At 64.0% G+C, this 24176-nt stretch carries 26 protein-coding genes; 17 read left to right on the top strand and 9 right to left on the bottom strand.

The window, feature by feature from the left end; translation table 11 throughout:
- Positions 1–246, top strand: a complete 246-nt coding sequence (moaD, locus tag F3H26_RS11920) for a molybdopterin converting factor subunit 1 (RefSeq protein WP_149776272.1) — start codon at positions 1–3, stop codon at positions 244–246.
- A 4-nt stretch (positions 247–250) separates the two neighbouring features.
- On the top strand, positions 251–694 hold the full coding sequence (locus tag F3H26_RS11915) for a molybdenum cofactor biosynthesis protein MoaE (RefSeq protein WP_149776271.1): 444 nt from the start codon (positions 251–253) through the stop codon (positions 692–694).
- A gap of 4 nt (positions 695–698) precedes the next feature.
- On the opposite strand, the gene F3H26_RS11910 is transcribed toward F3H26_RS11915, so the two are convergent.
- The 3 genes from F3H26_RS11910 to ubiA form a co-directional block, all read right to left on the bottom strand.
- Positions 699–1019 carry a hypothetical protein gene (locus F3H26_RS11910; RefSeq protein ID WP_149776270.1) on the bottom strand — a complete coding sequence of 107 codons (321 nt, stop codon included), beginning with the start codon at positions 1017–1019 and terminating at the stop codon, positions 699–701.
- A gap of 1 nt (position 1020) precedes the next feature.
- A complete protein-coding gene (locus tag F3H26_RS11905) occupies positions 1021–2952 on the bottom strand; it encodes an OmpA family protein (RefSeq protein WP_149776269.1) in 1932 nt (643 codons plus the stop codon).
- A gap of 65 nt (positions 2953–3017) precedes the next feature.
- Complete coding sequence (ubiA, locus tag F3H26_RS11900) at positions 3018–3980, bottom strand: 4-hydroxybenzoate octaprenyltransferase (RefSeq protein WP_149776268.1); 963 nt, start codon at positions 3978–3980, stop codon at positions 3018–3020.
- A 12-nt stretch (positions 3981–3992) separates the two neighbouring features.
- Between ubiA and F3H26_RS11895 the strand changes: the two genes are divergently transcribed.
- The 7 genes from F3H26_RS11895 (at position 3993) to pheT (ending at position 12319) form a co-directional block, all read left to right on the top strand.
- On the top strand, positions 3993–4718 hold the full coding sequence (locus F3H26_RS11895; RefSeq protein ID WP_149776267.1) for a 16S rRNA (uracil(1498)-N(3))-methyltransferase: 726 nt from the start codon (positions 3993–3995) through the stop codon (positions 4716–4718).
- Positions 4719–4875: 157 nt separating this feature from the next.
- Positions 4876–5403, top strand: coding sequence for a hypothetical protein (locus F3H26_RS11885; protein WP_149776266.1), 528 nt, complete (start codon positions 4876–4878; stop codon positions 5401–5403).
- Between the two features lie 77 nt (positions 5404–5480).
- Complete coding sequence (locus F3H26_RS11880) at positions 5481–6851, top strand: glutamate--cysteine ligase (protein WP_149776265.1); 1371 nt, start codon at positions 5481–5483, stop codon at positions 6849–6851.
- Between the two features lie 112 nt (positions 6852–6963).
- Positions 6964–8031: a Hint domain-containing protein gene (locus F3H26_RS11875; RefSeq protein ID WP_149776264.1), complete on the top strand. Its 1068-nt coding sequence runs from the start codon at positions 6964–6966 to the stop codon at positions 8029–8031.
- 73 nt (positions 8032–8104) lie between these two features.
- Entirely contained in the window at positions 8105–9178 is a 1074-nt protein-coding gene (pheS, locus tag F3H26_RS11870) for a phenylalanine--tRNA ligase subunit alpha (protein ID WP_149776263.1), read from the top strand.
- A complete protein-coding gene (locus F3H26_RS11865) occupies positions 9175–9636 on the top strand; it encodes a hypothetical protein (RefSeq protein ID WP_149776262.1) in 462 nt (153 codons plus the stop codon). The genes pheS and F3H26_RS11865 overlap by 4 nt, the downstream gene beginning before the upstream one ends.
- A 286-nt stretch (positions 9637–9922) precedes the next feature.
- The gene (gene pheT / locus F3H26_RS11860) at positions 9923–12319 is read left to right on the top strand and encodes a phenylalanine--tRNA ligase subunit beta (protein WP_149776261.1); all 2397 of its coding nucleotides are present in this window, start codon (positions 9923–9925) and stop codon (positions 12317–12319) included.
- 46 nt (positions 12320–12365) lie between these two features.
- On the opposite strand, the gene F3H26_RS11855 is transcribed toward pheT, so the two are convergent.
- Positions 12366–13250: a LysR family transcriptional regulator gene (locus F3H26_RS11855; protein WP_149776260.1), complete on the bottom strand. Its 885-nt coding sequence runs from the start codon at positions 13248–13250 to the stop codon at positions 12366–12368.
- Positions 13251–13334: 84 nt separating this feature from the next.
- Between F3H26_RS11855 and F3H26_RS11850 the strand changes: the two genes are divergently transcribed.
- The 3 genes from F3H26_RS11850 (at position 13335) to F3H26_RS11840 (ending at position 15439) form a co-directional block, all read left to right on the top strand.
- Positions 13335–13967 (top strand): class I SAM-dependent methyltransferase, encoded by a 633-nt coding sequence (locus tag F3H26_RS11850; protein ID WP_149776259.1) that lies wholly within the window; start codon positions 13335–13337, stop codon positions 13965–13967.
- Positions 13968–14056: 89 nt separating this feature from the next.
- Positions 14057–14506, top strand: a complete 450-nt coding sequence (locus tag F3H26_RS11845) for a YtoQ family protein (protein WP_149776258.1) — start codon at positions 14057–14059, stop codon at positions 14504–14506.
- A gap of 126 nt (positions 14507–14632) precedes the next feature.
- Positions 14633–15439, top strand: coding sequence for a mechanosensitive ion channel family protein (locus F3H26_RS11840; protein WP_149776257.1), 807 nt, complete (start codon positions 14633–14635; stop codon positions 15437–15439).
- Positions 15440–15537: 98 nt separating this feature from the next.
- Here F3H26_RS11840 and ald read toward each other — a convergent pair whose 3' ends face one another.
- A complete protein-coding gene (gene ald / locus F3H26_RS11835; RefSeq protein WP_149776256.1) occupies positions 15538–16656 on the bottom strand; it encodes an alanine dehydrogenase in 1119 nt (372 codons plus the stop codon).
- Between the two features lie 135 nt (positions 16657–16791).
- On the opposite strand from ald, the gene F3H26_RS11830 reads away from it, so the two are divergent.
- Both F3H26_RS11830 and ppk2 read left to right on the top strand, forming a co-directional pair.
- A complete protein-coding gene (locus F3H26_RS11830; protein ID WP_149776255.1) occupies positions 16792–17250 on the top strand; it encodes an Lrp/AsnC family transcriptional regulator in 459 nt (152 codons plus the stop codon).
- A gap of 160 nt (positions 17251–17410) precedes the next feature.
- On the top strand, positions 17411–18346 hold the full coding sequence (gene ppk2, locus F3H26_RS11825) for a polyphosphate kinase 2 (protein WP_149776287.1): 936 nt from the start codon (positions 17411–17413) through the stop codon (positions 18344–18346).
- A 199-nt stretch (positions 18347–18545) separates the two neighbouring features.
- On the opposite strand, the gene F3H26_RS11820 is transcribed toward ppk2, so the two are convergent.
- On the bottom strand, positions 18546–18776 hold the full coding sequence (locus F3H26_RS11820) for a hypothetical protein (protein ID WP_149776254.1): 231 nt from the start codon (positions 18774–18776) through the stop codon (positions 18546–18548).
- 586 nt (positions 18777–19362) lie between these two features.
- Positions 19363–19569 carry a 30S ribosomal protein S21 gene (rpsU, locus tag F3H26_RS11815; protein WP_007818122.1) on the bottom strand — a complete coding sequence of 69 codons (207 nt, stop codon included), beginning with the start codon at positions 19567–19569 and terminating at the stop codon, positions 19363–19365.
- 112 nt (positions 19570–19681) lie between these two features.
- Between rpsU and F3H26_RS11810 the strand changes: the two genes are divergently transcribed.
- Both F3H26_RS11810 and F3H26_RS11805 read left to right on the top strand, forming a co-directional pair.
- Positions 19682–20374 (top strand): COQ9 family protein, encoded by a 693-nt coding sequence (locus F3H26_RS11810; protein ID WP_149776253.1) that lies wholly within the window; start codon positions 19682–19684, stop codon positions 20372–20374.
- Between the two features lie 64 nt (positions 20375–20438).
- Positions 20439–21425 (top strand): NAD(P)H-quinone oxidoreductase, encoded by a 987-nt coding sequence (locus tag F3H26_RS11805; protein WP_149776252.1) that lies wholly within the window; start codon positions 20439–20441, stop codon positions 21423–21425.
- Between the two features lie 20 nt (positions 21426–21445).
- On the opposite strand, the gene F3H26_RS11800 is transcribed toward F3H26_RS11805, so the two are convergent.
- Complete coding sequence (locus F3H26_RS11800) at positions 21446–22303, bottom strand: DUF2189 domain-containing protein (protein ID WP_149776251.1); 858 nt, start codon at positions 22301–22303, stop codon at positions 21446–21448.
- A 192-nt stretch (positions 22304–22495) separates the two neighbouring features.
- Here F3H26_RS11800 and F3H26_RS11795 point away from each other — a divergent pair, with 192 nt between their 5' ends.
- Entirely contained in the window at positions 22496–23479 is a 984-nt protein-coding gene (locus F3H26_RS11795; RefSeq protein ID WP_149776250.1) for a quinone oxidoreductase family protein, read from the top strand.
- Positions 23480–23943: 464 nt separating this feature from the next.
- Here F3H26_RS11795 and F3H26_RS20010 read toward each other — a convergent pair whose 3' ends face one another.
- Complete coding sequence (locus F3H26_RS20010; protein ID WP_394349774.1) at positions 23944–24129, bottom strand: transposase; 186 nt, start codon at positions 24127–24129, stop codon at positions 23944–23946.
- Positions 24130–24176: the final 47 nt, after the last annotated feature.

Raw genomic sequence — 24176 nt, 5'->3', positions numbered from 1 at the left:
ATGGATGTTCTGTATTTCGCCTGGGTCCGCGAGCGGATCGGCGTGCCGAAGGAAAAGGTGGAAACCACCGCGGCCACGGTCTCCGATCTGGTGGCGGAACTCAGCGCCCGCGAAGACCGCTATGCGGCGGCCTTTGCCGACCTGTCGGCCCTGCGGGTCGCGCTGGATCAGGAACTGTCGGATTTCGACGCGCCCCTGGCCGGCGTCGGCGAAGTGGCCTTTTTCCCGCCTATGACCGGCGGGTAGGACGATGCGGATTTCCGTCCAGCAAGAGCCGTTCGATCTGGGGGCCGAGGCCAATGCCTTTGCCGCGGGTGACACGGCCAATGGTGCCATCGTCACCTTTACCGGCGTCGTGCGCGATTTGGCGCAGACCGATCTGGCCTGCATGGAGATCGAGCATTATCCCGGCATGACCGAACGCGCCATCGCCAAGATCGCCGAGGAAGCCAAAACCCGGTGGTCGCTGGGCGACGTGCTGGTGATCCATCGCCATGGGCGGCTGGCCCCGGGTGACCGGATCATGATGGTCGCGACGGCAGCCCCGCACCGCAAGGATGCGTTCGAGGCCGCGGAATACCTGATGGATTACCTGAAATCCCGCGCCCCGTTCTGGAAAAAGGAAATCACCGCGTCCGGTGCCGAATGGGTTGCCGCCAAGGACGAGGACGAGGACGCGCTGTCGCGCTGGTAGGCGCTCAGTCGGCGTTGTTGATCCGGCCGCGCAATTCCTCGGCCTCTTGCCGGGCGGCGCGCAGCCCGTCCATGGCCGCGGCCAGCTCGGCCTCGGTCTGGGTCAGCTGGTTGGTCAGTTCCGCCTCGCGCTGCTGCAGATAGGTGATGGCCTGATCGCGCGCCTCTTCGGCCTCGTGCAACTCCTGACTCATGCGGTCCAGATCGGCCACGTCGCTTTGCCGGACCCGGGTCAGACGATGCACCAGCCAGTTCGCGAACCAGCCCATGCAGAAGGCTGCGAACAGGATCAGGGCGGTGGCGATGATGAATTCGGTTCTGTTCAACTTACTGGTCCCCTGCGTCCGTGTCGGACACGTTTTCTTGTGCGTTGTCCTGCGCTTGCCCGGTCGCTTCCGCCTCGGCCGGAGTTTCCAGCGCCTCGAGCCCGGTTTCCTCGGGGGCGACCGGTTCGGGCCGGATCAGGTGAAACTCGATCCGGCGGTTTTCTTCGCGGCCTTCTTCGGTTCCGTTGTCGGCGATCGGCTGGGTTTCGCCGTACCCCACGGCCGAAAAGCTCGAGGTCGGAACCCGACGGGCACGCAGTTCGTTCAGAATGGACTGCGCGCGCGCCTGGCTGAGCGACTGGTTCATTTCCTCGCGGCCCTGGCTGTCGGTGTGGCCTTGGATTTCCATCCGGATCGGTCCGCATTCGCGCAGGATGTCGGCGATCCGGTTCAGGCTGTCGCGTGAATCGGCCGAGACCGCGGCCGAACCCGGCTCGAACGTGATCTTGCGCTCGGACTGGACCTGGACGATGCGGGCGATGCAGTCCTCGGGGTCGGGCAGGGCGTCTTCGGGCTCGGGGGCGGGCTCATAGGTGATCGACAGATCGAAATCCTGCCCTTCGCCCAGTTTTTCGGACAGAAGGCCGGCGACCTGGGCCCGCGTGGTCTCATCGTGGCTCATGCCGGAAATCGCCACCTTATCCGGCGTCACGGTCAGAACGCCATTGTTCAGCCATGACAGGGCTTCAAGCCCGGCAAGGACACGTACGGCCCAGGTCTGGGGCAGCCCGTCGACCACGCGCGCGGCGGTATGAACCACGTCGGATCCGAATGCGGCGCGGGCGTAGCTGTCGATCATCTCGCGCTGCAGTTCGTCGCCAAGGCGCCCGCGCAGCTGCACCAAGCCTTCCGGGCTGCGCGTCGCGGTGAATTCGACCGGGCCGTCCTGCTTGTCGGTTTCGGGTTTCGGCAGCACCGCGTGCAGGGCGAAAACCTCGGGCAGGGCGTTTTCCAATTCGCCCACGACCCTGTCGAACAGGGCCGGATCGGTGCCGGGTTCTGCAATCAACGAGATGTCGGCATCCGACAGCGTCACCGAGCCGCGCCCGATTTCGGCCAGCGCCTTGATGCTCAGCGCGGCGGCGGTGGCCCAGCGGGGCGACGGCACGCCCAGCCCGATCGTGCAGGAATAGGGCCCGGTCAGCCCGGCCTGTTGCGCGGCGGCGATGATGGCATCGCGGGCCTGTTCATCCTGCGCCGAACAGGCGTCGAACCGCCCGCCCCCGTCCGTGATCAGATAGCGCAGGGTAAACGGGGTGATCACCGGACGCGGGGCCGAGATCGCCAGCCCGATGCGCAAGCCGGGCGGCGCGGCGCGGGTCAGCTCTTGTTCGAGCGCTTCCTTTTCTTTCCGGCTGTTGGCAATGGCCGTGATCTTGACCAGTTCGGGACTGGCCGAGATCTTGGCCCGCGGCAGCCTGGACAAGGCCAGCACGGCATAGTCGATGGCGGCATCCCAGCCTTTCGGTTTGGGGTAATCGGCGGTTTCCATCAGGTCCGATACTGAAACGCTTGTGTCCAGCCTTTGCAGCCGCTGCATCAAAGCGTCCCGGTCGACGCTGGCCGGGATCAGGCCGATCACCGAAATGCCGCTGTCGTTGCGCAGGATCTCGGCCGAGAAGCGCGGCGGCGCAAGGTCGGCGGTGGGCGCCACGTCCATCTCGTCGATGACGCGCGAGGTGTCCACCTCGGATCCGGCGGCGGTCAGGGCGGCAAAACGGGTGGCCTCGTCGGGTGCCGTGCCGGTCAGAACGACGCGCAGCCCGTCGGCCTCGACCTCGGCCCATTCGTGACCTTGCAGGCTCAGCGCCCTGCGCACGGCCAGTTCCGAATCCTCCTCGACCCGGGTCACGGCGAAACTGGCGGCCAGCAGGCAGAGGGCGGCCGACAGGGCAAAGACCACGGCTGATGTCAGGAAATAGGGCAGGCGCATGGACGGGCTTCGATCTCCTCGGGCGATTGAGGTCGGGTTTTACAGGCTGCGGTACAGCGGTGCAATCACAGCAGCAATGCGACACAGAGGAAGATGAGCGGAATCAGGCCGGTATCCCGGTTGGCGCGAAACAGCTGCAACAGTTTCGCGTTGTCTTCGATGTCCAGCCCGCGCAGTTGCCACGCCATGTGCCACCCCATCGCCCAGGGCCCGCCGATGGCCACGACCAGTGTCAGGAAACTTGCATCGGGCAGGGCGGCCTCGATGATGGCCAGCCCCATCAGCGCCACGGTCGCCACCAGAAAGTACTTCAGCCATTTCGCGGTGTCGGTCCCGAACAGACGCGCGGTGGACTTGATGCCGATCAACTCGTCATCCTCGGCGTCCTGGTGGGCATAGATCGTGTCGTAGAACAGCGTCCAGGCGATGCCGGACAGGTACAGCAGAATCGCGGGCCATTCGACCGTGCCGCGATGCGCCGCCCAGGCCAGCAGGGCGCCCCAGTTGAAGGCCAGCCCCAGAAATACCTGCGGCCACCAGGTGAACCGCTTGGCATAGGGATAGATCGTCACCGGCAGCAGCGACAAGACGCCCATCGCGATGGCCGCCTGGTTGAAGGTCAGCAGGATCGCCAGCGCCAGAAGGCACTGGATGCCCATCCAGATCACCGCCTGCCGCACGCTGACCTGACCCGAGGGGATGGGCCGCGAGCGCGTGCGGGCGACCTGCGCGTCGAACTTGCGGTCGGTGATGTCATTCCAGGTGCAGCCCGCGCCACGCATCAAAAAGGCCCCGGCCGCGCACCCCACGGCAACCCACAGATCGCCCCACCGCGGCTGACCGTCATGCAGGATCGCCAGAGCCAGGCCCCACCAGCACGGAATCAGCAGCAGCCACGTCCCGATCGGCCGGTCCGCGCGTGACAGACGCAGATAGGGGCGGGCAAAGGCCGGGGCGCGGGTATCCACCCAGTTGCCGGTGACGGCGTCGGCGACCTGAGCGTCTGGTGTTGGGGCATTGCCTTGCATATGTAGGGTCTCATGAGTGCGAAGATCAGGCTGTATGTAGATCACCCTTTGGGTGCGGGGCAATCGGTTCCTTTGACGCGCGAGCAGGCCCATTACCTGTTCGGCGTGATGCGTCTGGCCGTGGGCGGGCGGGTGGCCCTGTTCAACGGCCGCGATGGCGAGTGGCTGGCGCAGGTGGCCGAGGCGGGCAAACGGGGCGGTGTTCTGAGCTGTTTTGAACAGACCCGGCCACTGCAACTGCCGCCGGACCTGTGGCTGCTGTTTGCCCCGATCAAGAAGGCGCGGACCGATTTCATCGTCGAAAAGGCGGCCGAGATGGGGGCCGCGAAGATCATGCCGGTGCAGACCGCCTTCACCAATTCCGAACGCATCCGCCAGGACCGGCTGCAGGCCCATGCGGTCGAGGCGGCCGAGCAGTGCGGCGGCACCTTCGTGCCCGAGGTCTGCGACCTGCAGCGGCTGGACAAGCTGTTGGACAACTGGCCCGATGGCCGCCAATTGATGTTCTGCGACGAGGCCGAGGCCGGGTCGGCCCTGCGCCTGGCCGAACAGCACAAGGGCCGGGCGTGGGCCATCCTGATCGGCCCCGAGGGCGGGTTCTCCGATGCCGAGCGCCAGCGGCTGAAGGATCTGCCGTTTACCCATGTAGTCAGTCTGGGGCCGCGCATCCTGCGGGCCGATACGGCGGCGGTGGCCGCGATGACCCTGTGGCAACAGGCGCTGGGGGACTGGTCCTGATGTGGCGTCCGGCGCGGCCACGCAAACCCGCCGGAGTGCGCAAGGCCGTTCTGTTTGCGGCTTCAAAATCCGCCGCGCGTGCTTATGTTGCGATTGGGTTTGCCCCCGCCGGGACCTTTTCACTGGTCCTGTTCGGCAATCAGATGGAGGCCGCGTCTTGAGTTTCATCCGACCCGAAGCCAAACTGGCCCTGTGGCGCTGGCGCGAGGTGCTGGCCGCAGGCTTCGTTCTGCTCCTTGGTCTCAGCTGGATCGGCGGTCCGGGCGGGTTGCTGGGCTGGCTGGGCTGGGTGCTTGTGGTGGTTTCGGCCGCGCTGGCCGTGATCGGCGTACAGCGCGCGCGGTTCCGGCTGGGCGCGGGCGGGCCGGGCGTGGTGTCGGTGGATGAAGGGCAGATTGCCTATCTGGGGCCGCTGGAAGGCGGCATCGTCGCCACCCGCGAAATCGAGAGCCTGACGCTGGACCCCACCGCCAGCCCCGCGCATTGGGTGCTGCAGCAGCCCGGCCAGCCGCCGCTTCACATTCCCGTGAATGCCGAGGGCGCCGAGGCGCTGTTCGACGTGTTCTCGGCCCTGCCGGGGCTGCGGACCGAGCGGATGCTGTCGGAACTGAGGTCCGGGGCGTCGCATCCGGTGGTCATCTGGGAACGCCATCCCTCGCGCCCGGCACACATCCGGTTGAACTGACGGTGCATTGACACCGGGGGAGATTGCGACCACCACTGACCCCCACGACTCGACACATCAGGATCGGAGCACGGTTCATGTCCATTCCTCAGTCCGGCGGCGGGCCGATCGAACGCCACGAACAACTGGCCGAATACCTGGCCGATGGCTGCAAACCCAAAAGCGAATGGCGCATCGGGACCGAGCACGAAAAATTCGGCTATTGCAAGGACACGCTGAAGCCGCTGCCCTATGAGGGCGAACGCTCGATCCTGGCGGTGCTGCAGGGGCTGCGCGACGGGCATGGCTGGACCCCGGTGGAAGAGGCGGGCAAGCTGATCGGGCTGGAAAAGGACGGGGCCAACGTCTCGCTGGAACCGGGCGGACAGTTGGAGCTGTCAGGCGCGCCACTGGAGACCATCCACGAGACCTGCGACGAGGTGAACGCGCATCTGCGCGACGTGAAGGACATCGCCGACAAGATCGGCGTAGGCTTCATCGGGCTGGGCGCCGCACCGATCTGGAAGCACGAGGACATGCCGCTGATGCCCAAGGGCCGGTATGTCCTGATGAACGACTACATGGAAAAGGTCGGCGACATGGGCCGCGCCATGATGCGCCGGACCTGCACGGTGCAGGTCAACATCGATTTCGGCTCCGAGGCGGACATGGTGCAGAAGCTGCGCGTGGCGCTGGCCCTGCAACCGGTGGCGACCGCGCTGTTTGCCAACTCGCCCTTCTTCGAGGGCAAGCCCAATGGCCACAAAAGCTGGCGCAGCTACATCTGGCGGCATCTGGATGACGCGCGCACCGGCATGCTGCCCTTCGTGTTCGAGGACGGCTTCGGGTTCGAGCGCTACGTGGAATATGCCTTGGACGTGCCGATGTATTTCGTCTATCGCGACGGCAAATATATCGACGCGCTGGGCATGTCGTTCCGCGATTTCCTGCAGGGCAAGCTGCCCGCGCTGCCGGGCGAGACGCCGACGCTTTCGGATTGGGCCGATCACCTGACCACCGCATTCCCCGAGGCGCGGATCAAGAAATTCATGGAAATGCGCGGGGCCGACGGCGGCCCGTGGCGCCGCCTGTGCGCGCTGCCCGCCTTCTGGGTAGGGCTGACCTATGACCAATCCGCGCTGGATGCCGCATGGGATCTGGTCAAGGGCTGGGACGCCGAAACCCGCGAAGGGCTGCGCGTCGCCGCGGCCCGGGACGGGCTGCAGGCGCAGGTCGGCGGCATCAACATGCACGATCTGGCGCGCGAGGTGGTGGCCATCGCCGAGTCCGGCCTGAAGGAGCGGGCGCGGCCGGGTGCGGGCGGGCTTGTCCCGGACGAGACGCATTTCCTGAACGCTTTGAAGGAAAGCATCCAGTCCGGCAAGGTGCCGGCCGACGAACTGCTCGAGCATTTCCACGGCGATTGGCAGGGCGATCTGACGCAGATCTATCCCGAATACAGCTACTGACCGCGACCTGTTGCAATTAAGGGCCTGTTAGCCGCTTTCCCGGATCGCGCCTTGTTCGGCGGTGGTGTTTGCGCGATACATTCGGGTCAGGTTTTCCGGTCGTGGTGCTTTCATGGCGCGTATCAGTGAGCTGCACTATTCCAATGCCTATGCCGCGAATTCGGGCGTGTCCGAGTTCCTGGAGGTGTCCTTGCGCCCAGGTGAAGACCCGGCGGATTTCACCGTGTCCTTCTATCAGGCCAACGGACAGGTCGGGATCGAGATCCCGCTGGACGATCCCGCCATTCAGGTCACCGTGGACCCCGACAACAACGAGATCGTCCATGTCATCTCGGCCGATGATTTTCCGATTCTGCTGACCGACCCGAACGGCGGCGGCGCCAACAATTACGAGGCCTATGCGCTGACCAATACAGCCACGGGCGAGGTGATCGATTTCTACGACATCGGCGGCGGCACGCGGAACATCGTCGCGGTCGATGGGCTGGCGGCCGGGGAGACCTCGGTCAACCTGCCGGTGCTGGTCGGGCCGAACCAGACCACGACGACGCTGCAGTTCAACCAGCCCGATCCCGACACGCTGACATATGGCCCGTTGTCGCCCGGGGATACCGGGGCGGCCTGTTTCACGGCCGGAACCCTGGTGGATACGCCCGAGGGGCCGCGCCGGATCGAGACGCTGCGGCCGGGCGACACGGTCCTGACCGTCGATGACGGCCCCTGCCGGGTGCGCTGGATCGGCGGCCGCACGGTGCGCGGCGTGGGCCGGTTCGCGCCGGTGCGCATCCGCGCGGGGGTTCTGGGCGCCACGACGGACATTCTGGTCTCGCCCCAGCACCGCATTCTGGTCGGCGGCTGGCAGGCCCAGCTTCTGTTCGGCGAGGATGAGGTTCTGGTTCCGGCCAAATCGCTGGTCAACGGCGATACCGTCACCGTGCAGCCCTGCGACATCGTCCGCTATGTCCACCTGTTCTTCGACCGGCATCAGCTGGTCACCACTTCGGGCCTTGTGTCCGAGAGCTTCTTTCCGGGGCAGGAGGCGCTCTCGGGGCTGGAGCAGGAGGCCGCGCGTGAGCTGTTTGCGCTGTTCCCTGACCTGCGGACCCATCCGCAGGGCTATGGCTCCACGATCCGCCCGGTCCGATGTGATCGACAGGCAGCGGTTCTGCGCGCGACCTGATCGCGCAGCCCGGCCCTCTTGCTTTCGCGCGCTGCTGTGATAGCAGGACAGCAACAGAATTCAGGGGACCGTCATGGACGATCTTAAGGCAAAATACCTGGGTCAGATCGCTGACGCAGGCGACGAAAGCACGCTGGAAGCGATCCGCGTGGCCGCGGTGGGCAAAAAGGGCGAAGTGGCGCTGAAGATGCGCGAGTTGGGCAAGATGACGCCCGAGGAACGCCAGGTCGCCGGCCCCGCGCTGAACGCGCTGAAAGACGAGATCAACGCGGCGCTGGCCGCCAAAAAGGCCGCATTGGCCGATGCCGCGCTGGACGAACGTCTGCGGACCGAGTGGCTGGACGTGACCCTGCCCGCGCGCCCGCGCCGCCAGGGCTCGATCCACCCGGTCAGCCAGGCGACCGAGGAACTGACCGCGATCTTTGCCGAGCTGGGCTTTTCCGTCGCCGAAGGCCCCCGGATCGAAACCGACTGGTACAATTTCGACGCGCTGAACATCCCCGGTCACCACCCCGCGCGGGCCGAGATGGACACGTTCTACATGCACCGCGCGCCGGGCGACAATCGCCCGCCGCATGTGCTGCGCACCCACACGTCGCCGGTGCAGATCCGGTCGATGGAGAAACAGGGCGCGCCGATCCGCGTGATCTGCCCGGGCGGCGTCTATCGCGCCGACTATGACCAGACCCACACGCCGATGTTCCACCAGGTCGAAGGCTTGGCCATCGACAAGGACATCTCGATGGCGAACCTGAAATGGGTGCTGGAGGAATTCGTCAAGGCGTTCTTCGAGGTCGACGACGTCGAACTGCGCTTCCGCGCCTCGCATTTCCCGTTCACCGAACCCTCGGCCGAGGTCGATATCCGCTGTTCGTGGGAAGGCGGCCAGCTGAAGATCGGCGAGGGCGACGACTGGATGGAGATTCTGGGCTCCGGCATGGTCCACCCCAAGGTGATCGCCGCCGGCGGGATCGACCCCGAGGTCTATCAGGGCTTTGCCTTCGGCATCGGCATCGACCGTCTGGCGATGCTGAAATACGGCATTCCGGATCTGCGGGCGTTCTTTGACAGTGACCTGCGCTGGCTGCGCCACTACGGGTTCGCGGCGCTGGATATGCCCAATCTGCATGGTGGCTTGTCGCGGTGAGTGAACCTAGCTTCTGGCTGCAACAAAACATTGCGTTTATTTCGGCGCTTGTTTTGTTGTTTGCCGGATACCTTGTGAAGGCTTGGTTTGATAGACGAGAACAGATCAAGAAGAGACATTTCGACATCTATGTGGAGATGATAGAAGCCATTTGTGAAATGGCTAATGCCTTCAACCGAGATGGTGAAGGCTTCGACGATGCCCTAGCTGCTTACTTTACCGCGAAGATGAAGTTTGCAGTCGTCGCATCAGATACGACCATGCAAAAACTTGTGGCTTTCGATCAGAAAATCACGGCAAAAACAAAGGTTCCCCACGATGAATTTGATGGAATTCTTGCCGCATTGATGAAGGCAATCCGTGAAGAAAATCTGGGAAAGACGCAAATTTCGGAGACCGATTTGATATCGGTGACCCCTTTTGGTCGTTCGATAAGAGATCGCAACAGAAACTCATAATACGAATTGCGCGGAACCAAGGCCGATAGGCCGCCGCGCCATCGCCAGACCGCCCGCACGGGCTGGCGATTTGTCTCCGCAGGCACCCCGTTTGAACGTCATACGGACTTGGCTGGCATAAATTGCCCACCGTAGCCCGAGGATCGCCACCCCGCGGTCTGGCGATGGCGCGGCTTGGCGCAAAGCGCACAGGTTGGCCCATCCACCCCGCCCAAGGCTTGCACCTTGGCCCATTCTTTGCCATTGCCTGTGCCGACTGGATGTTTGCCAAAAAAGGCCGCGTGCAATGAAATTCACCCTCTCCTGGCTGAAAGACCACTTGGACACCGACGCCTCGGTTGATGAGATCGCCGAGGCGCTGACCGATCTCGGGCTCGAGGTCGAAGAGGTCATCAACCCGGCCGACAAGCTCAAGGATTTCACCCTGGGCTATGTGAAACATGCCGAGAAACACCCCGATGCCGACAAGCTGCGCGTCTGCAAGGTGGACACTGACGAAGGCGAGTTGCAGATCATCTGCGGTGCGCCGAACGCGCGCGAGGGCATTACCGTCGTGGTCTGCAAGCCGGGCACCTACATCCCCGGCCTCGACACAACCATCAGCGTCGGCAAGATCCGCGGCGTCGAAAGCTTTGGCATGATGGCGTCCGAGCGCGAGCTGGAACTGTCGGACGAGCATGACGGCATCATCGAGCTGCCCTCGGGCGAGGTGGGCCAGCGGTTCGTGGACTGGCTGGCCGAGAACGACCCCGCCAAGATCGACCCGGTGATCGAGATCGCCATCACCCCCAACCGCCCCGATGCGCTGGGCGTTGCGGGCATCGCGCGCGATCTGGCGGCGCGGGGTCTGGGCACGCTGAAGCAGCGCGACTATGCCCCGGTGCCGGGGGATTTCGAAAGCCCGATCAAGGTGACGATCGACGACGACACGCTGGATGGCTGTCCGCATTTCACCGGCCGCCTGATCCGCGGCGTCAAGAACGGCCCCAGCCCGCAATGGCTGCAGGATCAGCTGAAAGCGATCGGTCTGCGTCCGATCTCGGCCCTGGTGGACATCACCAACTATATGACCTTCGACAGCAACCGCCCGCTGCACGTCTTTGACGCCGACAAGGTCAAGGGCAACCTGCGGGTGCATCGCGCCAAGGGCGGCGAAAAGCTGGTGGCGCTGGACGAAAAGGAATACACGCTGCAGCCCGGCATGATGGTGATTTCCGACGACAACGGCCCGGAATCCATCGCGGGCATCATGGGCGGGCAAGAGACCGGCTGTACCGAGGACACGGTGAACGTGTTCTTGGAAAGCGCCTTCTGGGATCATGTCCAGATCGCGCTGGCGGGCCGTGCGCTCAAGATCAACTCGGACGCGCGGTACCGGTTCGAACGGGGGGTCGATCCGGCATACACGCTGGAAGGGCTGGAGCACGCAACCCAGATGATCCTGGACATCTGCGGCGGCGAGGTTTCGAAGGTGGTCGAGGCCGGCAAGGCGCCGGACCATTCGCGCGCCTATCGGCTGGATGCGGCGCGGGTGCAGTCGCTGGTGGGCATGGACATCCCCGAAAGCGAGCAGCGTCAGACCCTGACGCGGCTGGGCTTCCGGCTGGAAGGCGACATGGCCCATGTGCCCAGTTGGCGCCCCGACATCCAGGGCGAGGCCGATCTGGTCGAGGAGGTCGCCCGCATCGCCTCGCTGACCAAGCTGCAGGGCAAGCCCCTGCCGCGTGTCACGGATGGTATTCCCAAGCCGGTCATGACGCCGGCCCAGCGGCGTCAGTCGATGGCGCGGCGCACCTGCGCGGCGCTGGGGTACAATGAATGCGTCAGCTATACCTTCATCGATCAGGCTTCGGCCGCGCTGTTCGGCGGCGGCGATGACGCGACGATGCTGGAAAATCCGATCTCGTCCGAGATGAGTCACATGCGCCCCGACCTGCTGCCCGGCCTGCTGCAGGCTGCGGCCCGCAATCAGGCGCGCGGCTTTGCCGATCTGGCCTTGTTCGAGGTCGGCCCCGTCTTTTTCGGCGGGGAACCCGGCGAGGAACGCACCCAGATCGCGGGCCTTCTGGTCGGGCGGACCGGACCCAAGGATGTGCATGTCGCCGCCCGCGCGGTCGACGTGTTCGACGCCAAGGCCGATGCCGAGGCGGTGCTGGCCGCCATCGGCGCCCCGGCCAAGGTGCAGATCCTGCGCGATGGCGACGCCTGGTGGCATCCGGGCCGTCACGGCAAGATCTGCCTGGGCCCCAAAAAGGTTCTGGGCGTGTTCGGTGAGCTGCATCCGCGCGTGCTGCAGCAGTTGGACATCAAGGGCCCGGCCGTGGCCTTCACCATCTGGCCGGACGAGGTGCCGCTGCCGCGCAAATCCGGCACCACCCGCTCGGCGCTGGAGTTGCGCGACCTGCAGGCGGTCGAGCGTGACTTTGCCTTTGTCGTCGATGCCGATGTCGAGGCGCTGACGCTGGTGAATGCCGCCGCCGGAGCCGACAAGGCGCTGATCGAAGAGGTGCGCGTATTCGATGAATTCATCGGCGGCAGCCTGGGCGAGGGCAAGAAATCTCTGGCCATCACCGTCCGGCTTCAGCCGACCGAGAAGACGCTGAAGGAAAAAGACATCGAGGCGGTGGCGGAAAAGATCATCGCCAAGGTCACCAAGGCAACCGGCGGCGTTCTGCGCGGTTGAGGTGGCTTGAACCCGAAGTGACACGCGCGCCGATGGCGCGCGTGTTTCATTTTGCGAAAAACTCCGCCAGCAGGTCAAAGACCAGACGGATGCGGCGGCTGGTATGCAGCTCGCGATGGGTGGTCAGCCAGATCGGGAACCGCAACGGCTCCATGTCGGGAAGGACGCGCTCCATGTCCGGCGTGGCATCGCCCACCGACTCGGACATGGGCGCGATGCCAAAGCCCTGCCGGGCATACTCCCACGCGACGATGCCGCTCTGCGACCCCAGCCGGAAGTTCTCTTCCGTCAGGTGCAGGCCGATCGGTTCGAAATAGGCGATCATCTGCGCGGTGTCGCCGAAACTGATGAACGCGTGCCGGGACAGGTCCGACAGGGACTTGGGGCGTCCAGCGCGGTTCAGGTAGGCGGTGGCGGCATAGAAATGCCCGTCGGCCTCCTGCACCCGTTTTGCGATCAGGTCGGGCTGGTCGGGGCGGACATGGCGGATGGCGATATCCGCCTCGCGCCGCATCAGATCGCGAATGTCGTTTGCGGCGATCACGTCTATCCGCAGTTTCGGGGCCTGCGCGCGGATCTGGCGCAGCAGATCCGGCAGGATATAGGCCGACATCACGTCGCTTGCCGTGATCCGCACCAGTCCCTCGATCAACTGCGCCTGACCGGACGCCGCCAACGCAATGCGATCTGCAGCTGCGCCCATGGTCCGGGTGTGCTCCAACAGCTCGACCCCGGCGGTGGTGATCTGAAGTGATCGGCCGACCCGTTCGAACAGCATCACGCCCAGGTCGGATTCAAGCGCGGCGATCTGGCGGCTGAGGGTCGGTTGTGTCTGGTCCAATCGTCGTGCCGCGGCCGAGAGCGAGCCGGTCTCGGCCGTGGCCAGAAAGGCGCGGATATGGTTCCAGTCGAATTTGCGCGGATCATCCATGCATGAATGTATAAGGATTCTGCGAATTTCGGCAATTCACCTTTGAAACGCGTATCACTACCTTGCGCTCAAAGGAGAGCCGACATGACCGCCACAGCCAAATTCTGGGACGGAATCGCCGAGAAATACGCGAAATCCCCGATCCGGGACATGGAGTCCTATGAGCACACGTTGCAACGCACGGTGTCCTATCTGAAGCCGACCGATCAGGTGCTGGAACTGGGCTGCGGAACCGGGCGCACCGCGCTGCGGCTGTCCGGCCATGCGGATACGATCACGGCGAGCGATGTCTCTCCGGGCATGTTGGCCGTGGGCCGCAGGCTGGCGCAAGAGGAGCAGATCGAAAACGTTGTCTTTGTCGAGGCCGACGCCAACCGCCCCCCGAATTGGGCCTATGATGTGGTGATGGCGTTCAATCTGCTGCACCTGATCCGGGATCTAGAGGCGACGCTGGCCGGGGTTCATGAGGTGTTGAGACCCGGCGGTCTGTTCATCTCGAAAACGCCGTGCCTTGCCCAAGGTGGTTTGGGGTTCAAGTTCGGCTTGCTGAAGCTGCTCTTGCCGGTCATGCAGCTTTTGGGCAAGGCGCCATTCGTCAGCCAATTCGACATCAAGACGCTGGAAACGGCCATTGAAAAGGCCGGGTTCGAGATCATCGAAAGCGGGAATTTCCCGGCGAAACCGCCCTCGCGCTATCTGGTGGCCCGCAAACTGTGACGCCAGCGCCGCATCGGCAGGCAACTTCCGCATTGGGCTTTGCGGGTTTGGACAGTAAGCAGGGCCAGAAGCAAAATGCGGAGGGTGCAATGGGTTTGAATGTCTACCTGTCGGGCGAGATCCACACGGATTGGCGCGAACAGATCATCGAAGGCGCGCAGGGGCTGGATGTCACGTTCAACAGCCCGGTGACCGATCATGCGGCCAGCGACGATTGCGGGGTCGCAATTCTGGGGGCCGAGCCGAACAAGTACTGGCACGACCACAAAGGCGCGATGGTCAACGCGATCCGAACCCGAAAGGGGATCGCCGATGCCGATGTCGTCGTGGTGCGGTTCGGGGGCAAGTACAAGCAGTGGAACGCGGCCTTTGACGCGGGCTATGCGGCAGCCTTGGGCAAGTCGATCATCGTGTTGCACGGTCCCGAGCATCAGCATGCGCTGAAAGAGGTGGATGCCGCCGCCTTGGCGGTAGCCGAGGAGCCTCGTCAGGTGGTCGAGATTCTGCGTTATGTGCTGACCGGGAAACTGCCCGGCTAGGCAGGTGGGCCCACGCAGGGGGAAATCGGCGGGAATTCCCTCCTAGACCCAGGCCCCGGTTTCGCCCAGACTTTGTTGAAATCCCGTACGAACCGCGCGGGATTGCCCGCGTGAAAGGAGGCGAAATTGCAGGATGTTGTGAACGAGGTCGGGGCTTTTGCCCCGGTGATCATGAACGCGATCAAGGCGGCAATTGTTCTGATCGTGGGCTGGGTCGCGGCAGGCGCCGTGGCAGGCGTTGTGCGCCGGCGGATCAATTCGACCCCGCAGATAGACCCGACCCTGGGGAATTTCGCCGCCAGCTCGGTCAAATGGGTGATCCTGGCCATCGTGCTGGTCGCCGTGCTGGGCATTTTCGGAATCGAGGCAACCAGCATCGTTGCCATTCTGGGCGCCGCCTCGCTGGCGATCGGTCTTGCGCTGCAAGGTACGCTCAGCGATCTTGCCGCCGGTGTGATGCTGGTCGTGTTTCGACCTTACAAGTTGGGGCAGTATGTCGATATCGGCGGGACGGCCGGAACGGTGAAGGATCTGAACCTGTTCACCACCGAACTGGTGACGCCGGACAACGTTCAGATCATCGTGCCCAACGGTCAGGCCTGGGGGTCGATCATCACCAACTACTCGGCCCATGACACGCGGCGCGTGGACCTGGTGTTCGGGATCGACTATGGCGACAGCGCCGACGAGGCGATGAGGATCATTCTGGATGTCGCAGAAGCAGACGGCCGCGTTCATGCCGACCCCGAGCCTTGGGTGCGGGTGACCAACCTGGGCGACAGCTCGGTCGATCTGACCGCGCGCCTGTGGTGTGCCGCCGACGACTATTGGGACGTAAAGTTCGATCTGACCAAGGCGGTGAAAGAGGCGTTCGATGCCAAGGGCATCTCGATCCCCTATCCGCATTCCGTGGAGATCCACAAGGAGGGCTGAGCGCTCCCGCCCGTCAGGCGGGCATTGGAAATGCCCTGTTCCGGTTGGGCGTGGCGCCGCGCGAAACGCGCGGCGCGGTTGTTTCTGCCGATGCGGGATCAGCCCTTGATCACAACCGACGGGGAGACCACGTCGATCCCCAGCGCCTTGCCGACGGCGTAGTAGGTCAACTGCCCGGCATGGACATTCAGCCCGGCCAGCAGGTGCGGGTCGTCCTGGCAGGCCTGCCGCCAGCCCTTGTCAGCCAGCGCCAGCATGAAGGGCATGGTTGCGTTGCCCAGAGCGATGGTCGAGGTCCGGGCGACCGCGCCCGGCATGTTGGCCACGCAGTAGTGCATGATCCCGTCGACCTCGTAGATCGGCTCGGCATGGGTGGTGGGTTTCGACGTCTCGAAACACCCGCCCTGGTCGATGGCAACGTCCACCAGAACCGCGCCGGGCTTCATCGTTGAAAGCTGTTCGCGCGTGATCAGTTTCGGCGCGGCCGCGCCAGGGATCAGCACCGCGCCGATCACCATGTCGGCATCGCGGATCAGCTCGGCCGTGGCGCCGGCGGTCGAATACTGGTTCTTGAACTGGCCGCGGAACACATCGTCCAGATAGCGCAGCCGCGGCAGCGAACGGTCCAGAACCGTGACATCGGCGCCCATCCCGGCTGCGATGCGCGCGGCATGAGTGCCGACCACCCCGCCGCCGATCACCACGACCTTGGCCGGCCCCACGCCCGGCACGCCGCCCATCAACACGCCGCGCCCGCCATTGGCCTTTTGCAGCGTCCACGCACCGACCTGAGGGGCCAGGCGCCCGGCGACTTCGGACATCGGTGCCAGCAGGGGCAGCCCGCCATTGGCATCGGTCACGGTTTCATAGGCGATCGCGGTGCAGCCGGACGCCAGCAGATCCTTGGTCTGCTCGGGGTCGGGGGCGAGGTGCAGATAGGTGAACAGCACCTGGCCTTCGCGCAGCATCTTGCGCTCGACCGCCTGGGGCTCCTTGACCTTGACGATCATCTCGGCGGTGGCGAAGACCTCGGCGGCGGTGTCCACGATACGGGCACCGGCGGCAACATAGGCATCGTCGTCAAACCCCGACCCCAGGCCGGCGCCGCGTTCGATGATGACCTCATGCCCGCGCGCGACGGCCTCCTGCGCGGCGTTCGGGGTCATGCCGACGCGGAACTCCTGCGGTTTGATTTCTTTTGGGCAACCGATTTTCATTGGGCTCTCCGTTCACAAACTGCACAAATTATGTGCAGAAAGCCGCGCAATTTTTGTGAAACTCGGTGCGCGGTTGACCTAAAATGAGGGAGATAATGCGAAAACTGCAAACAAAACCGCAAGGAAAGTGCGCGAATGAGCCTGGATGCGACTGACCGAAAGATTCTGTCCGCGCTGCAGCGCAAGGGGCGGATGTCGAATGCGGAACTGTCCAAACAGGTGAACCTGTCGCCCTCGGCCTGTCACCGTCGGGTGCAGCGGCTCGAGGCCGACGGCTATATCCGCGACTATGTCGCCCTGCTGGATGCGCGCAAGCTGGGCGTTCCGACCACCGTTTTCGTCGAAATCACCCTGCAGGGTCAGGCGGAAGAGGTTCTGGAAGCTTTCGAGAAGGCGGTGCGGCGTATCCCCGACGTGCTGGAGTGCCACCTGATGGCCGGAACCGCCGACTATGTGCTGAAGGTCGTGGCCGAAAACACCGAGGATTTCGCGCGCATTCACCGCCAGTATCTGTCTCGGCTGCCGGGCGTGGCGCAGATGCAGAGTTCGTTCGCGTTGCGGACGGTGTTCAAGACCACGGCTTTGCCGGTTTGAGCGCGGCCGGCGGCGGTTGTGTCTGCCCGGCGGCCGGGCCAAGATCGGGGTCCGGTGGCTGCCGCCGCCGCGTCATGTCCCGGTTACATGGGATGGCTAAGACCCGCATCCACGAAAGACAAGGAGCAACCAAATGGCCGAAGAAGAACAACAAACCCCGATGGCCGACCAGAACGAAAACGACCGCGGTGCCGAGGACGACACCCCCGACTGGCTGGAGGCCGAGCTTCAGGACACGTTGGACGAGGATATCGAAATCGAGTTCAGCGAGCCGATGCTGTCGATGGAGGTGCGCAAGATCTACCGCGAGCAGCACCCCGACATGCTGGATCGCCGGGTCTATTTCCGCAACCTGCTGCGTCTTCAGGCCGAGCTGATCAAGGTGCAGGACTGGGTTCAGCATACCGGCGCCAAGGTCTGCATTCTGTTCGAAGGCCGCGATGCGGCGGGCAAGGGGGGCGTGATCAAGCGGATCACCCAGCGCCTGAACCCGCGGGTCGCACGGGTCGTCGCGCTGCCGGCCCCCAGCCGGCGCGAACAGAGCCAATGGTATTTCCAGCGCTATGTGCCGCACCTGCCGGCCGCGGGTGAGATCGTGCTGTTCGACCGGTCCTGGTACAACCGTGCCGGGGTCGAGCGGGTAATGGGTTTTGCCACCGAAGACCAGGTCGAACAGTTCTTCCAGGACGTTCCGGAATTCGAGCGGATGCTGGTCCGGTCCGGCATCATCCTGCTGAAATACTGGTTCTCGATCACCGACGAGGAACAGCAGCTGCGGTTCCTGATGCGGATCCACGACCCGATGAAACAGTGGAAACTGTCGCCGATGGACCTCGAATCGCGCATCCGCTGGGAGGACTATACCAAGGCCAAGGAGGACATGCTGTTCCGCACCAACATCCCCGAGGCGCCCTGGTACATCGTCGAAGGCAACGACAAGAAGCGCGAGCGCCTGAACTGCATGGAGCACATCCTGACCAAGATCCCCTATGACAAAGTCCCGCACGAAAAGGTCACGTTGCCCGACCGGAAATACAACCCCGAATACGAGCGCCGCGTGCTGCCCGACGAGTTGTACGTGCCCAAGATCTATTGAAGAGGGCCAGAGACCTGAGCCGGAACGCGCGAGGCCGGTATGGTCGGCCGCGCGCTGTTTCGGGGCCCACGGGTTCGGATCCGGTTTCCGGAGTGGCGCCGGCGGTCGCCATCATGTCGAGATCATCGGTGCCTGCCATGACCGTGTCGCTGTTCCTGTCGTCCGTTCAATCGAATTCGTCGATCTGCGCTTGCAGGTTTTAGAGAAAGCCGGCGATTTCATCCAGGAAGGCCTGAGCGTCAAAGCAGAAGGGGTCGGACTCACCGCGGTCAACCGCGTCCACTTCCGGCGTTTCCGGCCGTGGCTCTTTCGGAACGGCGACTTCGTCCGGCGTCGTCGGCGGATTATTCGTATCGCCGATCTCCAGCATGACTGCCGCGGCGGTTGCGGCAAAGTTCTGGGTGAGCATCACCGCTTCGAAACCCCGCATGGCGCCGTTCTCGACCCTGATCCCGACATATTTGAGTTCCGGGTTCAGAATATAGCGCGGTGGCTCGGGCTGTTGATCAGGTTCTGGTGCAAATGCGCCACGTCATCGATGATGCAGGGCTGCCCGCGTTCGGACTGCCATGCGATGCTTTCGCCGGTCCGCCAGGTTCTCCAAAGGTCGAACCCGGCGTCTTGCATCCGCTGCGTCGCGCTGGAACCTCTCGAACCCGCGGGATGTGCGGTCCTGGTTGATCAGGTCCAGCATCGTGCGTTCGAATGCACTTGCAGTCGGTATTTTCTGCCTCGATTCGTGTTTTTGTCCTTCCGGTGGCGCTCACATGAGGGGCGGGATATCGACGGTGTTGGCGGGCTGCTCTGGGCAGGCGCGCATTGGTGACACGATGCTGCCGAGGCGAGATGCGCTGCGCTGCAAAATGCCGGGCAAAAAATTGCCTTTCGGGAAATGGCGACCTGCCGCGCACACAGGGTCAAGCCGGTGAAACAAGACCAAAGGTTGAAACGACAAACCCCCGGGCCAGGCCTCGGGGGTCGTCAAATAGTGTCATCCAAAGCTGGAGGAGGTTTGCTCAGAGCAGACCTTCGCGCTGGGCTTTCTTGCGTGCCAGTTTACGGGCACGGCGGATCGCTTCAGCTTTCTCGCGCGCTTTTTTCTCGGACGGTTTCTCGAAATGCTGCCTCAGCTTCATTTCGCGGAACACGCCTTCGCGCTGCAGCTTTTTCTTCAGGGCACGAAGCGCCTGATCGACATTGTTGTCGCGAACACTAACCTGCATGTGGTTGTCACCACCTTTCTAAGTTCGAGTTGCAAGGAAATTGCAGGAATTGGCCGTATAGCAAAGCGGGCCCAACTTGTCTAGTACTATGCCAGACAGTTGGAGAGCCGCCATGACCGTGACCTATGAAGACGCCAAGCAGCAGCTGCTGGACGCCATCCTGACCCATGTGCCCTTCGACGGATGGTCTGACATCAGTTTTCGCGCGGCGATTGCCGATTGTGGCCTGGACGAGGGGCTGGCGCGCGCGATCTGTCCGCGCGGCGCGGTCGATCTGGCCTTGGCCTTTCACGACCGGGGTGATGCAGCGATGCTGGAACGGCTGAAATCCGAGGATCTGAGCGATCTGAAATTCCGCGACCGGATCGCGGCGGCGGTTCGGTTCCGCCTGCAGGCGGTTCCCGACAAAGAGGCCGTGCGCCGGGGCGTGGCCCTGTTTTCCCTGCCCATGTATGCCGGTGACGGCGCCAAGGCGGTCTGGGGCACTTGTGACCTGATCTGGAATGCGCTGGGCGACACGTCCGAAGACGTGAACTGGTACACCAAACGCGCGACGCTGTCGGGGGTATATTCCTCGACCGTGCTGTTCTGGCTGGGTGATGACAGCCCCGACCATCAGCGCACATGGGACTTTCTGGACCGTCGCATCGAAAACGTAATGCAGTTCGAAAAGCTCAAGGCGCAGGTGAACAAGAACCCGCTGATGCGGCCGTTTCTGGCCGTTCCCAACTGGCTGGCCGGCCAGGTGCGGGCTCCGGCCCGGATGCGCGCCGACCTGCCGGGCATGCTGCACCCGCGCAGGTAAGCGGCTGTTCCCGCTGGGCCTTTGCCGATTTGCCTGATACCCGTTGCGCAAAGGAGATTTGCCGATGACCAAGATGATGCGCGCTGTCGAGATCACCTCGCCGGGTGGCCCGGATGTTCTGCAACTGACCGAGCGCCCCATACCCGAACCCGGCCATGGTCAGGTGGTTCTGAAGGTGGCCTATGCCGGCGTCAACCGCCCTGATGCGTTGCAGCGGGCCGGGGCCTACGATCCGCCGCCGGGGGCCAGCGATCTTCCGGGGCTCGAAGCGTCGGGCGAGGTGGTCGCCATCGGTGCGGGGGTCTCGGGTCTGGCTCTGGGCGACAAGGTCTGCGCCTTGCTGCCCGGTGGCGGCTATGCCGAATATGTCGCCACGCCCGCGGCGCATTGTCTGCCGGTGCCCGACGGCATGGATATGAAACAGGCCGCCTGCCTGCCCGAAACCTTCTTTACCGTCTGGTCGAACGTCTTCACCCGCGGCGGGCTGAAGGCGGGCGAGCGGTTCCTGGTGCATGGCGGCTCCAGCGGCATCGGCACCACCGCGATCCAATTGGCCAACGCGTTCGGCGCCCGGGTCTTTGCCACCGCCGGGTCCGACGAGAAATGCGCGGCCTGCGTGGCGCTGGGGGCGGAAAAGGCGATCAACTACAAGACCGACGATTTCGTGGCCGCCCTGCGGGCCGAGGGTGGGGCCGACCTGATCCTCGACATGGTGGGCGGCGACTATATCCCCCGCAACGTCAAGGCGCTGGCCGAGGATGGGCGGCTGGTCCAGATCGCCTTTCTGCAGGGGCCGGTGGCCGAGTTGAACTTTGCCCTGATGATGGTCAAACGCCTGACCCTGACCGGCAGTACCCTGCGCCCGCAAAGCGACCTGGCCAAGGCCCGGATCGCGCAGGACCTGCACGAGGCGGTCTGGCCGCTGCTGGAGGCGGGCAAGGTTGCGCCGGTCATGGACAGCGCGTTCGATCTGGCCGAAGCGGCGGCCGCGCATGCGCGGATGGAAAGCTCGGACCATATCGGCAAGATCGTTCTGAAGGTGTCGGGCTGAGGAGGGCTGTCCCGCGTGCTTCAGGCGACGGCCCGGCGGTACAGGTGCCAGGTGGCGTGACCCAGAACCGGGATCACCACGATCAGCCCCAGCATCAGCGGAAGCGCCCCCAGAACCAGAAATGCGGCCACGATGCATCCCCATGTCAAAATGACCCGGGGGTTGCGCCGCAGCACCCGGACCGAGGTGACGACGGCCACCGGCAGGCCGACCTTCCTGTCCAGAAGCAGGGGAAAGCTGACCACGCTGATGGCCAGCGCGACCAGCGCAAAGCCAAAGCCCACCAGGGTACCGGCCAGGATCATGGTCCACCCTGCGCTGGTTGTGACGGCCTGGATCAGGAACTGGCCCAGCGCGGTTGGCGCCTGTGGCCCCATCGTGTGCAAGAAAATCGCATGCGCCGCCGCCAGCCACACCAGCAGCAACATCACCAGGTAGAAGCCCAGCGCCAGAATCGCGCCCAGTGACGGCGAGCGGAACACGCCGAACGCGTCCAGCCAATGCACCTCGTGCCCCTGTTCGCGTCGGCGGCTGATTTCGTACAGGCCAAGTGCCGCCACCGGTCCGATCAGGGCAAAGCCCGCGATCAGCGGGGCCAGCAGCGGCACCATGTCGGCCTGCATGCCAAGCCCGAACATCACCAGCCCGGCGATCGGATAGATCAGGACGATGAAGATCGCGTCGGCGCGAACCGCCTTGAAATCCTCGTATCCGGCCTTCAGGCAGGCCCGCAGGTCCTGCAGGGTCAGCCTGCGCACCTGCGGCAGGTGCCGTGTATCTGCGCTGCCGATGCCTGTGACGTTTTCCGCGATATGCTCGCTGGTCGCACCCAGATTGCGGGCGGCCCAGCTGACTGGATTGCCGATCGTTTTTGCCATCTTGATCCCTTTCCTTGGCCCATTCGCGCCGCGGAGTGCATCCGGCATCGGGTTGTCCGTGGCCGGATGACCCGGCAACGCCCAACTTCAATCTACCACATTCCGGCAGCCATGCACTTCACTGTTCCGAGATCGGGTGATTGCCCTGTCGTGCAGGCGTGCTAGCTTGGCAGCAGATTTCAGGAGGTGAGCATGCAGAAAACGGCGCGTACCGTTGTCATCCATGAAACCGGCGGCCCCGAGGTCCTGAAGATCGAGGACAGACCGCTGCGCGATCCCGGGCCCGGCGAGGTTGTGATCCGGCACCATGCCTGCGGGCTGAATTTCATCGATGTCTACCAACGTTCGGGCCTGTATCCGCTGGACCTGCCGCATGCGCTGGGCATGGAGGCCGCCGGCGTGATCGAGGCGGTGGGCGAGGGGGTAACCCATCTGCAACCCGGCCAGCGCGCGGCCTATGCCGCCATGCCGCCGGGCGCCTATTGCGAGGCGCGGGTGATGCCGGCGGCCCAGGTCTGCCCGCTGCCCGGCGGGATTTCATTCGAGACGGCGGCGGCCATGATGCTCAAGGGGCTGACGGTCGAATACCTGTTCCACCGCACCACGCCGCTCAAGCGGGGCGACACGGTTCTGTTCCACGCCGCGGCCGGGGGCGTGGGCCTGATCGCCTGTCAGTGGGCCAAGTCCGAAGGGATAAAGCTGATCGGGACCGCGGGCACCGATGACAAGTGCCGGCTGGCGATGTTCAACGGCGCGACCCATTGCATCAACTATCGCACCGAAGATTTCGAATCCCGCGTGGCCGAGATCACCGGCGGCAAAGGTGTCGACGTGGTGATGGATTCGGTCGGGGCCGACACGTTCAACGGGTCGCTGAACTGCCTCAAGCCGCTGGGCATGATGATCTCGTTCGGGAATGCCTCGGGGCCGGTGCCGCTGTTCGACATCGGGATTTTGGCCAAGAAAGGGTCGCTGAAGATCACCCGCCCGACTCTGTTCACCCACATCGCCGACCACTCGGTCTGTCAGGCAATGGCCCGCCGGTTGTTCAACAAGGTCACCGGCGCCGAGGTCAAGATCCATATCGACCAGCGGTTTGCGCTGGATGAAGTTGCCGAGGCGCATCGCGCGCTCGAGGCGCGCAAGACCACCGGCAGCACGATTCTGCTGCCATGAAAAAGGCCCAAAGAATCTGGGGGCGTATTCCGGGTTACGGGACACAACAGCAACGCCGGCCGGTTTTTCGCTTGGCGGGCGTTTGATTTTCAACAACCTTTTCGAGTGACTGTCAGAGCAATCTCCGGGGAAAGTCCCGGAGCCACACATCTTAAAAATCTGTCTGTGACGGCTTCGGCATTCAGAACTTTGGCCAGTATCTGCGCCGCCGACCCGGAGGCTGACTTGTCAAAACGAAACAGAACGAAAGGCTGTGTCGTGTCCAGGTCCGTGCCGAAACATTTTCCGTCGCAGGTGTACCCGCGAATCCTGGATCAATCTCAACAGTGCTGGTGAACCTCCTTGTGGCAACTTCGGCCTCGCGCCGGACTTCATGATCGTGTCCCGGGGCATGATGCAACCTTGCGCTTCGACTTTGGCTCGGCCGCAGTTACGGGGCGGCGATCTTCACCGGGGCCATGGGGTCAGTGGCGCAATTGGCGGCGACGGTTTCCAGCATCATTCGGCGCCGCGTGATCGCCACCGGTTCGAGAGAGCGTCCGGACGCCGACCGCGTTGGTTCGGCGCTTGATCGCCTTGTTCGGACGCTCCAGTGGGTTTGTGCTTTGGAATTTGGCCCAGTGGTCGCGCGAAAAGCTCGTGTGCGCCAACTCCTCCAAGGGGCATCCACCGCATCAGTTCAGCAACGTCACATCTT

Source organism: Ruegeria intermedia, assembly GCF_900129345.1.
In the GTDB taxonomy this organism is placed as follows: Bacteria; Pseudomonadota; Alphaproteobacteria; order Rhodobacterales; family Rhodobacteraceae; genus Ruegeria; species Ruegeria intermedia.
The sequence above is the reverse complement of the archived record's forward strand: the minus strand, read 5'-3'. Positions and strand labels throughout refer to the sequence as shown.

Excerpts from the sequence above, each read along its gene's own strand:
- rpsU (WP_007818122.1), bottom strand. The coding sequence starts at position 19,569 with ATGCAGGTTAGTGTTCGCGACAACAATGTCGATCAGGCGCTTCGTGCC.
- F3H26_RS11820 (WP_149776254.1), bottom strand. The coding sequence starts at position 18,776 with ATGCGGGGTTTCGAAGCGGTGATGCTCACCCAGAACTTTGCCGCAACC.
- F3H26_RS11855 (WP_149776260.1), bottom strand. The coding sequence starts at position 13,250 with ATGGATGATCCGCGCAAATTCGACTGGAACCATATCCGCGCCTTTCTG.
- ald (WP_149776256.1), bottom strand. The coding sequence starts at position 16,656 with ATGAAAATCGGTTGCCCAAAAGAAATCAAACCGCAGGAGTTCCGCGTC.
- F3H26_RS11805 (WP_149776252.1), top strand. The coding sequence starts at position 20,439 with ATGACCAAGATGATGCGCGCTGTCGAGATCACCTCGCCGGGTGGCCCG.
- F3H26_RS11875 (WP_149776264.1), top strand. The coding sequence starts at position 6,964 with ATGGCGCGTATCAGTGAGCTGCACTATTCCAATGCCTATGCCGCGAAT.
- F3H26_RS11830 (WP_149776255.1), top strand. The coding sequence starts at position 16,792 with ATGAGCCTGGATGCGACTGACCGAAAGATTCTGTCCGCGCTGCAGCGC.
- F3H26_RS11880 (WP_149776265.1), top strand. The coding sequence starts at position 5,481 with ATGTCCATTCCTCAGTCCGGCGGCGGGCCGATCGAACGCCACGAACAA.
- moaD (WP_149776272.1), top strand. The coding sequence starts at position 1 with ATGGATGTTCTGTATTTCGCCTGGGTCCGCGAGCGGATCGGCGTGCCG.
- pheT (WP_149776261.1), top strand. The coding sequence starts at position 9,923 with ATGAAATTCACCCTCTCCTGGCTGAAAGACCACTTGGACACCGACGCC.
- F3H26_RS11845 (WP_149776258.1), top strand. The coding sequence starts at position 14,057 with ATGGGTTTGAATGTCTACCTGTCGGGCGAGATCCACACGGATTGGCGC.
- ubiA (WP_149776268.1), bottom strand. The coding sequence starts at position 3,980 with ATGCAAGGCAATGCCCCAACACCAGACGCTCAGGTCGCCGACGCCGTC.
- F3H26_RS11915 (WP_149776271.1), top strand. The coding sequence starts at position 251 with ATGCGGATTTCCGTCCAGCAAGAGCCGTTCGATCTGGGGGCCGAGGCC.
- F3H26_RS11800 (WP_149776251.1), bottom strand. The coding sequence starts at position 22,303 with ATGGCAAAAACGATCGGCAATCCAGTCAGCTGGGCCGCCCGCAATCTG.
- F3H26_RS11795 (WP_149776250.1), top strand. The coding sequence starts at position 22,496 with ATGCAGAAAACGGCGCGTACCGTTGTCATCCATGAAACCGGCGGCCCC.
- ppk2 (WP_149776287.1), top strand. The coding sequence starts at position 17,411 with ATGGCCGACCAGAACGAAAACGACCGCGGTGCCGAGGACGACACCCCC.
- F3H26_RS11895 (WP_149776267.1), top strand. The coding sequence starts at position 3,993 with ATGAGTGCGAAGATCAGGCTGTATGTAGATCACCCTTTGGGTGCGGGG.
- F3H26_RS11810 (WP_149776253.1), top strand. The coding sequence starts at position 19,682 with ATGACCGTGACCTATGAAGACGCCAAGCAGCAGCTGCTGGACGCCATC.
- F3H26_RS11905 (WP_149776269.1), bottom strand. The coding sequence starts at position 2,952 with ATGCGCCTGCCCTATTTCCTGACATCAGCCGTGGTCTTTGCCCTGTCG.
- F3H26_RS11850 (WP_149776259.1), top strand. The coding sequence starts at position 13,335 with ATGACCGCCACAGCCAAATTCTGGGACGGAATCGCCGAGAAATACGCG.
- pheS (WP_149776263.1), top strand. The coding sequence starts at position 8,105 with ATGGACGATCTTAAGGCAAAATACCTGGGTCAGATCGCTGACGCAGGC.